The sequence below is a fragment of the Comamonas sp. w2-DMI genome (genome assembly GCF_040187735.1).
Classification (GTDB): Bacteria; Pseudomonadota; Gammaproteobacteria; order Burkholderiales; family Burkholderiaceae_C; genus Comamonas; species Comamonas terrae.
Genome location: NZ_JBANEL010000052.1, coordinates 1 through 11,432, shown reverse-complemented (window position 1 = coordinate 11,432; position 11,432 = coordinate 1). Strand labels below are relative to the sequence as shown.

14 protein-coding genes are annotated in these 11,432 nt (G+C 66.5%); 2 read left to right on the top strand and 12 right to left on the bottom strand.

Features of this window, described 5'->3' with window-relative positions:
* The 5 genes from V8Z74_RS25505 to V8Z74_RS25485 form a co-directional block, all read right to left on the bottom strand.
* On the bottom strand, positions 1-204 hold a 204-nt coding region (locus V8Z74_RS25505; RefSeq protein ID WP_502879610.1), incomplete at its 3' end, for a nucleotide-binding protein.
* 184 nt (positions 205-388) lie between these two features.
* Positions 389-1,246, bottom strand: a complete 858-nt coding sequence (locus tag V8Z74_RS25500; RefSeq protein ID WP_349712164.1) for a replication initiator protein A — start codon at positions 1,244-1,246, stop codon at positions 389-391.
* A 26-nt stretch (positions 1,247-1,272) separates the two neighbouring features.
* Positions 1,273-1,554 (bottom strand): helix-turn-helix transcriptional regulator, encoded by a 282-nt coding sequence (locus V8Z74_RS25495; protein WP_024069220.1) that lies wholly within the window; start codon positions 1,552-1,554, stop codon positions 1,273-1,275.
* An 83-nt stretch (positions 1,555-1,637) separates the two neighbouring features.
* The gene (locus V8Z74_RS25490) at positions 1,638-2,411 is read right to left on the bottom strand and encodes a DUF2285 domain-containing protein (RefSeq protein ID WP_349712162.1); all 774 of its coding nucleotides are present in this window, start codon (positions 2,409-2,411) and stop codon (positions 1,638-1,640) included.
* Positions 2,412-2,720: 309 nt separating this feature from the next.
* Positions 2,721-3,071, bottom strand: a complete 351-nt coding sequence (locus V8Z74_RS25485; protein ID WP_349712160.1) for a DUF2958 domain-containing protein — start codon at positions 3,069-3,071, stop codon at positions 2,721-2,723.
* Positions 3,072-3,314: 243 nt separating this feature from the next.
* On the opposite strand from V8Z74_RS25485, the gene V8Z74_RS25480 reads away from it, so the two are divergent.
* Positions 3,315-3,620, top strand: coding sequence for a helix-turn-helix domain-containing protein (locus tag V8Z74_RS25480; protein WP_349712157.1), 306 nt, complete (start codon positions 3,315-3,317; stop codon positions 3,618-3,620).
* A 63-nt stretch (positions 3,621-3,683) separates the two neighbouring features.
* Here the strand turns inward: V8Z74_RS25480 and V8Z74_RS25475 are convergent, their stop codons facing one another.
* Positions 3,684-4,001, bottom strand: coding sequence for a DUF736 domain-containing protein (locus tag V8Z74_RS25475; protein WP_349712155.1), 318 nt, complete (start codon positions 3,999-4,001; stop codon positions 3,684-3,686).
* 816 nt (positions 4,002-4,817) lie between these two features.
* Here V8Z74_RS25475 and V8Z74_RS25470 point away from each other — a divergent pair.
* Entirely contained in the window at positions 4,818-5,336 is a 519-nt protein-coding gene (locus tag V8Z74_RS25470) for a GNAT family N-acetyltransferase (protein ID WP_349712152.1), read from the top strand.
* A gap of 112 nt (positions 5,337-5,448) precedes the next feature.
* On the opposite strand, the gene V8Z74_RS25465 is transcribed toward V8Z74_RS25470, so the two are convergent.
* The 6 genes from V8Z74_RS25465 to V8Z74_RS25440 all read right to left on the bottom strand — a co-directional run.
* Complete coding sequence (locus V8Z74_RS25465) at positions 5,449-5,658, bottom strand: hypothetical protein (protein ID WP_349712150.1); 210 nt, start codon at positions 5,656-5,658, stop codon at positions 5,449-5,451.
* A 62-nt stretch (positions 5,659-5,720) separates the two neighbouring features.
* Positions 5,721-7,775, bottom strand: coding sequence for a ParB/RepB/Spo0J family partition protein (locus V8Z74_RS25460; protein ID WP_349712148.1), 2,055 nt, complete (start codon positions 7,773-7,775; stop codon positions 5,721-5,723).
* Between the two features lie 80 nt (positions 7,776-7,855).
* Positions 7,856-8,686 carry a DUF932 domain-containing protein gene (locus tag V8Z74_RS25455; RefSeq protein WP_349712146.1) on the bottom strand — a complete coding sequence of 277 codons (831 nt, stop codon included), beginning with the start codon at positions 8,684-8,686 and terminating at the stop codon, positions 7,856-7,858.
* Positions 8,687-9,409: 723 nt separating this feature from the next.
* On the bottom strand, positions 9,410-9,688 hold the full coding sequence (locus tag V8Z74_RS25450) for a hypothetical protein (protein ID WP_349712144.1): 279 nt from the start codon (positions 9,686-9,688) through the stop codon (positions 9,410-9,412).
* Positions 9,689-9,975: 287 nt separating this feature from the next.
* Entirely contained in the window at positions 9,976-10,485 is a 510-nt protein-coding gene (gene radC, locus V8Z74_RS25445) for a RadC family protein (protein ID WP_349712142.1), read from the bottom strand.
* A 346-nt stretch (positions 10,486-10,831) separates the two neighbouring features.
* Positions 10,832-11,432, bottom strand: a 601-nt coding sequence (locus tag V8Z74_RS25440; RefSeq protein WP_349712140.1) for a PDDEXK nuclease domain-containing protein, incomplete at its 5' end; no start/stop codon positions are given.

Genomic DNA, 11,432 nt, shown 5'->3' with positions numbered 1-11,432 from the left:
ATCCAGCGCGGAGCCCTGCGGGTCGGCATCCAGCAGGATGACCGACTGCCCACGCATCGCCAGCTCGCCGGCGATGTGCGTGGCGAGCGTGGTCTTGCCGACGCCGCCTTTCTGGTTGAGCAGCGCGACGATCATGGCCTGGCCCTCCCTGTTGGAAAGCCCGGCTGTTGCTGCCGTGTTGTTGGCCGCGTGGCGGTTGTCCACCGCAGCGGCGTTTCCCTACTAAAAGTTAGAGAAATTAAGTTAGGGAAGTTAGAGAGCGCGCAAACCCAATGCTGGCGCGGGTTTGCGGCCGATTGGCACGCCTGATAGCACGATAGTCCCACGCCTGATAGCACGATACCCCGCACGCCTGATAGCACGACACCATTCACAGGCTTTCCCGGAGTTATCCCCGTGCCGTATGCGGCACGGGCCGGAAGGTCAGCAGCTCCATGCCGTTGTCCGGCATCCGCTCGATGCCCAGGACGTAGCCGGGCAGCGACTGGCGCGCGACGAGCGCGCGCAGGTCGCAGGCGAAGTCGTAGGGCTTTGCCGTACTGCCCGACTTGCGGTGCAGGTGCCGGAAGTCGAATTGCCAGCCGCCAGGCTGCTTGCCGCCGTGCTTGCGCACTAGGCGGTACAGCCATCGCTCGATGCCGCCGGTCAAGCTGAAGTACGCCGGGTCGATAGTCAGCACCAGGGCGGCGTCGAGCACGCCGGCATAGAACCAGTCCGGCAGGATCAGCTCGATGCCCAGCGGCGAGCCGCTGGCATCGGCCAGTTCCTTCCACTCGTTGATCCAAGAAAACCGATGCAGGCGCCGCCCGGTCGTCTCGCGGATGGACGTGGCCACCGTGGTCGATTGCAGGCGATCCAGGGCCGCTTTGAGGCGCTGGTAGTCGCGCAGCGACTTGCCGCGCCCGATGAAGCGCAGGATCTCGTAGGGCGTGGCGCGCATCAGCCGCGACGGCCCCAGACCGGCGTCCTTTGCTTCCACGATCTGCGAGGCCGCCCAAATCAGCACGTCGGCATCCCAAATCGTGGCGATGCCGTGCTCCTGTGTGCCTTCCACGCGGATCGTCACGTTGCCCGCGCGAAAGTCGATGGGCTTGACCCGTTTGGACTTGGCGAGCGAGAAGAACGGATAGGCCATCAAATCCTGGCTGTCGCGCGGCGCCATGTCGCCGGGCAAGGCGCGGAACAGGTCGAGCTGTTCGCGCTCTTGCATCGGCCGCTGCCGCACGGGCAGCGCGGGGCTGGACATGGCGATGGCCTGACGCGCGCCAGCGATCAGCGCGCACGGCTGTCCGCCGAGTGATGCTCGGCGTACTCGGGATCGGAAGTCGTCTCGAAGCTGCGATCAGACGCCCAGGCATCGAGGTCGGCCACGGCGTACATGACGCGCCGGCCGAACTTGCGAAAGCGTGGGCCGCCGCCGATCACGCGCTGCTTTTCCAGCGTGCGCGGTGACAGGCGCAGGTACTCGGCGGCTTCGTCGTTGGTGAGGTAGCGTTGGGGCTGCGCGGCAGCAGTCGAGACAGTGGCGGCAGGCCGCAAGGGAGCGGGACGCATGGTGTGAACCTCCATCGTTTGAAAACGCCCGGCCACACAGCGCGACCGGATGGAGGCAGTCTCAAGAAAGGTCGGGTTTGCAATCAGGGCCGTCTTGCGTCGGCGGCAAGACGGCCCTTCTCAAGCGGCGGTAGTTCTGCTAGGCGGCGATAACCGCCACGCATCAGCTCGTCGCCTCGCCGTACCAGGCGGCGAGTCTTGGCGCGCAGCCCGCCGTCGCTGTACCAGTGAGCGTCCACGGTGTCGGCACCGAACAGCCCTTCGGCCACCTCGCGCAAGGACGCGCCCGCCAGGGTCGCGTCGAGCGCCTGCAAGGTGTGCAGTTCCAGCATTGCGGCTGGCGACGGCCGAGGCTTGGCATCGGCCAAGTCTGAACTGGGCGCATGCCCGCGCGTGGGCGCCATAGCGCCGCCGCGGTAGGCATAGGCCACGGCCATGCCGTCTTCCAGGCCGGGCGCCAGCGCGAAGCGCGAGCATCGGCCTGGGCTGCGCGCGATCAGCGCCAGCCCTTTGCCGTCGTGCAGCAGTTGTTTGTGCCCAGGGATGTGCCAGAACGCGAAGTCCGCCGCATGGGGCGGCGGGTCGGCATCGGGGTAGAGCTGCACCACGGCCGCATGGCCGGGTAGCCAAGCAGGATGCGCGTCGCGCGCATCCAGCGCCGCGTCTTCCAGCAGGCGCAAGCCCCAGCGATGCGCCGCGTCCTGTGCCGCCTGTGGCCGGCGACGGCGGCGCAGCCAGTCAAGCCGATAGTCGGGGTGCCTGCGCAGGTATTCCCAGGCAAGCTCAAGGCCGTCCAGATGCAGCACGTACAGGTACGCGGCGGTTGGATACCAAGGCTCGGCGCTGCGATCGACCATGACGGAACCTCCCTGCGAACAGGACTCGCCGCCACGGAAGGACTACGCGCTACATCGTCGTCTTCAGAACGTCATGGGGTACAAGGCTAAATGGGGCTGTCAAGACTGATTGGCTCCGATGCGTTGCGGTAGTCGTCTCAAAGGCGGGGCAGCGGCGCCCACTCGTGGGGCACCGTACCGGCCAGCCTGCCGCAAGCCGCGCCAGGGATCATGTCTGTTTGGATCAGACTGGTGCGGCTATGCCGCAAGAATTCCGATTGAGACTTGCCCGGTATGACACCAGACCGAAATAGTCACAGTCGGTCGTGGTCAGTCTGGAATGGCCCCGTCCCGTTCAGCTAGGCGGGTGTACTCCGACAGCGTGCGCGTGGGCCGGAAATAGAGGTCGCGCAGTATGGGCTGCTTGAGCGGCCCGACGATGGATGCAAGGTCGGACAGCTTGACGGTGCCTTGCGCCGGCATCCCGATGCTCAGGTCGATGAGGCCCCAGGCGGTGTCGCCATCGGCAGGATCGAGCGCGGCCAGCAGCCAAGTCAGATGCGCATCCGGCGTGAACAGGCGCACCACAGGCATTAGGTCGATACCCCTTCCTGCCGCAAGGGCCTCGCCGTTGGCGAGCAGTTGCGCGCGTTCCGTGGCGGTGGTGAGGGGCTGGGGCATGGTCGGCAATCTCGCAAATCCAATGATGCGCGAACGCGGTTTCACGCCGAAGCACAGAACAGCGAAACCGGATTTACGCCTTTGTGCGCAAGCACGGATGCGGTTCCGTGGCTTTGCTGGAACCTGCCGATACGGATTTCCGTAAAGGCACAGAGACGTAGAACAACACCAAATGAACACTATAGATTGTAGCCCTATAGGGCGCAATGGGCTGTCATCTTGGTTTTTGAAGGAAAACCATAGGTGGCGGCTGGGAACTCATTGGCGAAGGCATTGAAGACGGTCAGGAAGGCGCGTGGCTTGAGCCAGGAAGCCTTCTCTGACGTGTCCAGCCGCACCTATATGAGTACCCTCGAACGCGACCTGAAAAGCCCGACCCTGCACAAGCTGGCCGAGCTATGCGAGGTGATGAAGATCCACCCGCTTACGTTGCTAACGTTGGCCTATGCGGGCGACAACCCGCGCAAGGCCGACGAGCTGCTGGCGCAGGTGCGCCAGGAGCTGGCGGCAGTGTTGAGCGAGCGCGACGCGGCGAAGCCGCGCGCGTGATGCGGTGATGTGCTGCGATCAGCAGCACAGCGCCCTGCCGCGATGGGCGGGGCGCTGCGGCGCTTAGTCCGCCGCCTTGGGCTTGCTACGCGACCAGATCAGGTCGTGTGTGCCGTCCTCGTTGCCGATCAGGCGGGCATAGACCGTAGCCGGGAACGAAGGATCGTCGATGCTCACGGACAGATACTCCCGCCCGGCCTCGCTGATTTTTTTCCACGCTGCGCCGATGTCGTGGCCGGCCGCCTGAAGGCGGAAGTCCGGGGCGCTCTCGGTGTCGCCCTTGTCGTTGGGAACCAGCTTGACCTTGACGTTGAGCGTCAGGGTGCGGAGCTGGCCGGTGTAGCCGTCTTTCTCTGCGGTGAAGGTGCCGATGGTGGCCATGATGTTTTCTCCTTTCGGTTGAACAAGGTTCGCGCCCATCGCGTCCTTGTTGTGATCCGGCCGGCGGGGGACGGGCTGGCTGCACCGCCTGCGGTCGCAACGCAGTGGAGAACCGGGAGGCGAAAAGAATTTGTCCCGCGAGGAATGCGCGCAGCGCAGGGGAAATTGTTTTCGCCGGACGGTTGCGGCCATGAAGCCCGAGGCGCAGCCGCGCCACCGCCAGGATTCACAACGAGACAAGGACGCCTTGGGCCAAACCGCTCCGACAGGAGATGGGGCCGGCTCGGCATCCCCGCATGAAGGCTGCTCCGGCTCGCCCGCTGACGCGGGCCAGGTCAACCACCCGACGACAGGCGAGAGCGCCCCTGCCGCACCTTGCGGTGCCGGTCTTGAGGCGTGGCGTGGAGGCTCCATAGCGATGCCGGGCGGGTTGTCCGTGAACCGTCCTTCGTGACGTGACAGGCAGGAACCGCCAGCGTTGAGGGCGGCACGCAATTGCACAACCTGCCGCAGCAAGCGCCAGCGTGTTCGTCAGCGCGCCGTCCATCGCGGCGGGGCGCTGGCTGGGCCGATCCGGCGCAGCCGGTTCGGCTGCATCGAGGGGCGCCAAGCGTCGCGCGGCGGGGATAGCCCGCAGGGCTTTCCCCTGGAGGCAAGCGCAGCGCGCAGCGCCGCAGGCGCGAAGGCGTGAGGGATTGAAGCCGAATGGCCGTGACAGCGAAGTCGGCACGGGGCGCAGCCCGAAAGCCCGGCGGCGCATCGCGCCGACACGCCCAGGCCGTTCTATATTTTCAGGAAGAAAGCCAAGACAAGCCTATGACCCTCCAGCTCCGACATGAAACCCCGGCCGACATTGCCGCCATCGAGGCGGTCACGGTTGCCGCCTTCGCCGATGCGCCGCACACCAGCCACACCGAGCGCTTCATCGTGCGGGCCTTGCGCGCTGCCCACGAGCTGACGCTTTCCATCGTGGCCGAAGAACATGGCGAGGTCGTCGGCCACGTCGCGGTGTCGCCGATGACGATCACCGACAGTCACGGGCGAAAGGGCGAAGGCTGGTACGGCCTGGGGCCGATCTCTGTCCTGCCACTGAGACAGGGGAACGGCATCGGCTCACGCCTGATGGAACAGGCGCTGTCCGAACTGCGGGCCATGCGGGCCGCAGGCTGCATGCTGCTGGGAGATCCCGCGTACTACGCGCGCTTTGGCTTCCAGGCCCACGCGGGCCTGCAACTGCCGGGCGTGCCGCCCGGCTATTTCATGGCGCTGGCCCTGCAGGGGCCAGTGCCCGAAGGCATCGTGCAGTACAGCGATGCCTTCAACGCCGCCGCCTGAGCCAGCGAAGGCGGCGGCGTTCTGATTCGCCTGTCTGCCTTGAACACCGGGTGCGGCCACTGCCGCGCCCGGATTTCCGTTTCACCGCGCCCAGGGCGCGGTGCTGTTTGGGTTATTCCTTCGTCTCGATGAGCCACCACACGGCATGCGGCAAGGTGCGGCCCGTGATGGGGTGAATGTCGGTCAGGTCGGCGCGGGCTGACCAGCCCGAGGGCGGGCGGTAGCCGCGCACGTCGCCGTCGCCGTGCCAGCGGCGGGCGCGTACCGCGCCGGGGGCGTAGATCGCCGCCATGCGAGAGCGGCGGGTGGTGGTGCGGGTCATGGGGCGTTCTCCTTCAAGCGAAGCGCCCCGGTCGGGGCCGGGGCGCTCGCTGTCGGCGCGGGTCAAGCGGCCAGCGCCACGGCGGGTTCATTCGCCATTGCCTCGGCATCCTCCGGGGCGTCGTCCTGCTCCTGCGGTTCTGCCTGCGTAGCTTCCGGCGTCTCGGCCTTGAAGATGGCGGGCATCCAGCCGGTGCCGTTCGCCAGCCGCTCGGCCTCGCGGGCAATGTCGGCCTTCTTCAACTTCGCCAGCCGGGAAACCTGCTCGGGCGCGTACTCGCCCACGGCTTGCAGGATGGCGGCCTTGGGAACGTGCTGGAAGTAGCCTTCCGCGCTTGGCTGCCACCATGCGGCCATGTTGAGGCCCACGGCCTGCGCCAGTTCCTCGCCGGGCTGGCGGGGCGTGGCTCGGTGCGTCACCACGTCCACCGTGGACGCCACGCACACGGCCAGCAGCCGCACCAGTTCGTCTTGCGACTTCACCAGCAGCGCGGCGAACAGTTTGGCGCTGTCCTGCGGCAAGGCTTCGCCCGCCACCTGTTGCAGTTCGCGCAGCGCCACGGCGGCGCGCGATTCCGGCCAGTCCGGGGCCATGCCTTCCAGCCGGTCTTGCACTTTCAGGCTCACGCCCAGCGGCAGGTCGTGGCCGTAGTGGCTGTCATGCAAGACGGTCTGCACCATGCCATGCACCAGCGCCGCCAGCGCGACTTGCGGATGCCGGGCCACTTCGATTTGCAGCGCCGCCGTGCGATGGGCGCTCAACCGTTGCGCCAGCCGGTCGGACATGGCGGCGGTTTTGGGCTGCTCGTCATCTTCGCCTTCGTCGTCGTTCTCGGCCTCCTCGCCGCTGAAACCTTGGCGCAGGCGTTCCAGTGTGCGCAGCGCCTTGGCTTCGGCCTCACGCATCAGCCCGCGATGAATCACGGCCTGCCCATTGCGGTCGATGGTGACGATGGCACCGGCTGCGGCCTTCACGGTCGGGTTGTAGTCCTGCAAGCCATCTTCCAACGTCTGCAACTGCTCGCCCACGGCTTCGCCTTCTTCCTGCAAGGTGTCGGCCTTGTCCTCGTCCTCGGCGTCCAGCGCGTCATCCACGGCTGCGGCCAATTCCTGCATCTTGGCTTGCAGTTTCTCGATGCGCTGCGCTTCGCGCTTGGTCGGTTCGCGCCGCTCCCTCGGCGCACGTTGGAAGGCGTGCAGGTCGGCATGGGTCACGCCCGGCGTGGCATCCACCCATGCCCAGCCTTCGGCCTTCGCCTCGGCAGCGATGCCTGCCAGTCGGTCTTGCGCCAGCCTGTCCAGCAGCGCGGCATCGGTCAGATACACGCCCGCGTCACCTTCCGCGAACAGGTCACGGCGCACACCACCGCCTGCGGCCTCGTAGGTGTCCAGCCCGACGAAGCGCACCAGCGGATGCCGGTAGGCGTCGATTTCCCTCTCGGTGAGGCGGTCGCGCAGCGCGGACGGCTGGCGCTGCCACGTTGGCGCATCGTAGAAGGCGGCTTCCTGCGCGGCGTGGTCGTCGGTGATAGCAAGGGCCATCAACTGATCGAGCGTGACGGCATCGGCGCGGTAGTCGGCCATGAGGCGGGGCGAGACGTTCGCCAGCTTCAAGCGGCGCTGCACCACGAGCGGCGTGACGGAAAAATCCCCCGCAATGTCCTCGATGGGTCGGCCTTCGGCCACCAGCGCGGCGAATGCTTCAAACTGATCTGCCGGGTGCATGGCTTCGCGCTGCACGTTCTCGGTGAGGCTGGCCGTGCGAGCCGTGCCATCGGCCACCAGCAGGCAAGGCACCTCCCATTCCTTGCTGATGCGGTGCTTCTTCGCCAGCAGCTTCAACGCGGCCAGCCTGCGGCCACCGGCCACGACTTCGTAATGCTCACCATCGGCGGATTCGATCACGATCAGGTTTTGCAGCAGGCCGACACGCTGGATGCTTGCGGCCAGTTCGGGGATGGACATGCGCGGGGTCTTGCGCACGTTGCGGCCCGTGGGGCGCAGCACCAGCCGCGACAGCGGAACCAGAATCAGGTTCTTGGTCGGGTCGGCGGCTTCCAGCGGGACAGCGGCGGCGGCATTGACGGCGCGGGCTTCGGTTTGTGTCATGGCGTTCATGGTGATAACTCCTAACGGTTCAGGGATGCAGCAGCGAGGGATGCGGCAAGGGCTGCTGCCTGCCCCTGCCGCGTGGGGAATCAGGCTTTCAACTGGCGCAGGCCATCGGCCAGCATCCAGAGGGCGCGATTGAGGCGCACATCGGAATCAATGCCCTGCACGGGGCGGGTTTGCTGGCGGCGTCCGTTGGCGCTGCGGCCACGCAGTCCGCCTTTGGTCAGGTTTTCTTGGGTGCGGTTGAACACGCTCCACAAGTCCGGGCGGCGGTCGTCGAACCGGCGCGGCATCAGGATTTGCGATTCGGTGACGGGCGCGGGCTTGTTGTCGGTGGGGTCGTACTTGAGGGCCAGTGCGGCGCGGGCGAACACTTCGGCCTCGCCATCGTCCAGCGTGATGCCGCGCATCAGGTCGCGGGATTCCTTCACGCGGTCGAAGCCGCTCAACACCTCGAAAGCGCCTTCGATGACTTGCCCGGCCACGTCGCCCTTGTGGGGCACGCGCACATCCGCCACCGTGTCGCCGCACACAAGGCCATTGCTGCAAACGAACCGGAACATGCCGGCGAGCATCTGATAGCTGCTCGTGCCGTCGTGCGAGTTCAGCAGCACGATTTCATTGGCTTCCGCGCCGTTGATCTGGCTGGCGTGGCGCAGGCGAATCATGTGCTTGGTGTGCTCGCGCTTGCCTTCGTCGCGCACGCGGGTCTGCGTCACCATGAAGGGCTGGAACCCTTCTTTGCGAAGCTCGGTCAGCACGGCGGCGGTGGGGATGTAGCTGTACCGCTCGGAACGGCTCTCATGCGGGGCGTCCGCGAAGATGGACGGGGCCACGCGGCGGATTTGGTCGTCGGACAGCGGGTAATCACTGCGCAGTGCCGGGGAACGGGAAGCGAAGCGGGATGCGAGTTGCATGGTCTTTCTCCTGACTAAAAGAGGTTTGCTGTTCACACCGCACACCGGATTCCTAGATTCGGAGCCCAGCCTTTCGGCTGTTTGGTGCGGTCGGCACGAGGAACCCGGTTGGCCTTGTTGCCACCGTCTTTCCTGAGTTCATCGCCCGCGACGGTCAGGAGCGCGCGAACGGGTGCCGTCAAGGAGGCAAGCGCAGGGTTGGTGCGGCCCGCAGGCGCAGCCGAGGACACGGCCCTGCGCGCCTTGACGGCGCACGGGCGCGGGCTACAGTCGCGGACAAGGTGATGAAGTCAGGGGAGACGGCTGGACATGGCAACGGCCTTCCCCTTGCGCTGACCGCACGGCAAGCGAAGCGCGCAGGCCCGAAGCTGGAAGCCGGGCCGGAGGCGTCAGCCGAGCGGAGCGAGGGAACGATGGAAGCCCGACAGGGGCGAGACGCCGCAGGCGGCTCGATGCGCTACGCGCACGACAGCGCGACCGGCCATGTTTCTTGGCCGGGGACGCCCAGCCTTCAAGGTTCGATGAGCACTAGGCGCACGGGATGCACCATGCCCCAGGCATCGGCAAGCGGGTTCTGCGGTGGCTGCGGATTTCTCGCCGATCCGGCGCAGCCGGTTCGGCGGTCTTTCAGGGGCGCCAAGCGTCGCGCGGCGGGGATACCCCGCAGGGCTTTCCCCTGGAGGCAAGCGAAGCGCGCAGCGCCCCGGAAGGGGCGCGAAGGCATCAGGCCGTGTCGTCAGGGCGCAGGCTGGATTCCGCAACCGGCATCCACGGCGAAGATGAGTCGAGGTAGTAGCGCCTGCCGCGCGCGTACAGCCCCGAAGCCTCGGTTGGCCGATAGAACCCTGTGACGCGGCGACGGAACTGCGCGCCGAATTCGTTGGTGTAGATCACCGCGTCACCGATCTTGAAGCGCAGCGGCTGGCCGTTCTCCGGCGCGAACGGCTTGAGCGCATCGTGCTCGGCCGTGATTTCGATGATCCAGTCGTGATGGCTGCTCATGGCATTGATCTCCTAAAGGTTGCCGGGCGGAATTGCCCGACCCTTCCGGGGCACGGCGCAGCGCAAGCAGTCAGGGGTCAACGACGGCCGCCAGGACGCAAGCGCGTGGCTCGCGCGCAGCCCTTGACGGCGAGAACGCCGTGGCACGATGACGGGAACAGCAAGACCGCCTCCCTCGCACTTCCCCGCACTCTGGCTTTTGGGCAAGTGCGCAGCGCGCGCAGGCCCGCGAGGGCTGGAGTTGCGCCGGCCGGGCGCAGCAAAAAGGGGGGCGAGGCCCCCTTCAATCAGATCAGGCCACGTTCGGCGAAGGATGTGGTGTTGCTGCCCGCGACGATGATGTGGTCGAGCACGCGCACGTCCACCAGCGCAAGCGCCTCCCTGAGCTGCCGGGTCAACACCTTGTCGGCACCGCTCGGCTCGGGGTTCCCGCTTGGATGGTTGTGCGAAATGATGGCCGCCGCCGCGTTGAGCCGCAGAGCCGCCTTGACCACCTCGCGCGGATGCACTTCGGCCGAGTCAATGGTTCCTTGGAACATCTCGGCATATTCGATCAAGCGATGCTGCGTGTCGAGGAACAGCACAGCGAACACCTCATGCTCGAAGCCGGCCAGCTTGGCGCACAGGTATTCCTTCACCGCCGCCGGCGAAGTGAACGATGCACCACGCTGCATCTTTTGCTCGATGGCCTGGCGCGCGGCCTCCAGAATCTGATCAGCCGTCGCCGGCTGGTAGCGACCCTTTGAATCGCGCACCATCAGCGCGGCATCGAACGAGGAAAAGGAGAGTTGCGACATGATCGTGCTCCGGTTGCTCGGGCGGAATTGCCCGGAACCGTCGCCAGCACGGTGCAGCGCAAGCTGTCAGGGGGCGCAGCCGACCGCCAGGACGCAAGCGCGCACGAGCGCGCGCCGCCCTTGACGGCGAGAACGCCGTGATACGGTGAAGGGGCACAGCAAGACCGCCCACACCCCGCCCACTGCGCACACAGTGCTTTTGGGCAAGCGCAGCGCGCAGGCCCGCAAGGGCCGGAGGCGTCAGTGATGGAAGCCCGCACGGGGCGAGACTCGCAGCGCGAGGCTCGATGCGCAGCACGACAGCGCGACGGCGGAACGCCGGGACGCCCGACTGCTGGGGACAGGACTACTTGGTGTCGGTCTTGCGCTGCTCGATCTGCAACTGTGCCCGCTGCGTTGCCTGTTGCAGCCGCTCCACCAGAACGCCCCTTGGCGGCAAAGCGGTCAGGTACTCGGCAACGTGGATGCCCGACTTGTCCAGCTCCAGCAACTCGATCTGCTCGCGCTTCTTGCCGGTGCACAGGATGATGCCCAGCGGCGAGGCTTCCTCCGGCTCCCGTTCGTGCTTGTCCAGCCAGCGAAGGTAAAGCTCCATCTGGCCCTTGTAGGCCGCCTTGAACTCGCCGACCTTCAACTCCACCGCCACCAGCCGCCGCAGCTTGCGGTTGTAGAACAGCAGGTCGAGGTGGAAATCCTCATCGTCAATTGGGATGCGTTTCTGCCGGGCCACGAAGCTGAAACCCGCGCCCAGCTCCAGCAAGAACGACTCCATTTCGCGGATGATCGCTGCCTCCAAGTCGCCTTCCTGCCAAGTATCGCGCAGCCCCAGGAAGTCGAGAATGTACGGGTCGCGCATGACCAGCGCCGGCGTCATGCGCTGCGCATCGCGCATCGTCGCCAGCTCCTGCGCGATCGTCTCGCCCGGCTTCTGCGACAGCGCCGTGCGC

Excerpts from the sequence above, each read along its gene's own strand:
- V8Z74_RS25500 (WP_349712164.1), bottom strand. The coding sequence starts at position 1,246 with ATGTCCAGCCCCGCGCTGCCCGTGCGGCAGCGGCCGATGCAAGAGCGC.
- V8Z74_RS25495 (WP_024069220.1), bottom strand. The coding sequence starts at position 1,554 with ATGCGTCCCGCTCCCTTGCGGCCTGCCGCCACTGTCTCGACTGCTGCC.
- V8Z74_RS25490 (WP_349712162.1), bottom strand. The coding sequence starts at position 2,411 with ATGGTCGATCGCAGCGCCGAGCCTTGGTATCCAACCGCCGCGTACCTG.
- V8Z74_RS25485 (WP_349712160.1), bottom strand. The coding sequence starts at position 3,071 with ATGCCCCAGCCCCTCACCACCGCCACGGAACGCGCGCAACTGCTCGCC.
- V8Z74_RS25475 (WP_349712155.1), bottom strand. The coding sequence starts at position 4,001 with ATGGCCACCATCGGCACCTTCACCGCAGAGAAAGACGGCTACACCGGC.
- V8Z74_RS25470 (WP_349712152.1), top strand. The coding sequence starts at position 4,818 with ATGACCCTCCAGCTCCGACATGAAACCCCGGCCGACATTGCCGCCATC.
- V8Z74_RS25465 (WP_349712150.1), bottom strand. The coding sequence starts at position 5,658 with ATGACCCGCACCACCACCCGCCGCTCTCGCATGGCGGCGATCTACGCC.
- V8Z74_RS25460 (WP_349712148.1), bottom strand. The coding sequence starts at position 7,775 with ATGAACGCCATGACACAAACCGAAGCCCGCGCCGTCAATGCCGCCGCC.
- V8Z74_RS25455 (WP_349712146.1), bottom strand. The coding sequence starts at position 8,686 with ATGCAACTCGCATCCCGCTTCGCTTCCCGTTCCCCGGCACTGCGCAGT.
- V8Z74_RS25450 (WP_349712144.1), bottom strand. The coding sequence starts at position 9,688 with ATGAGCAGCCATCACGACTGGATCATCGAAATCACGGCCGAGCACGAT.
- radC (WP_349712142.1), bottom strand. The coding sequence starts at position 10,485 with ATGTCGCAACTCTCCTTTTCCTCGTTCGATGCCGCGCTGATGGTGCGC.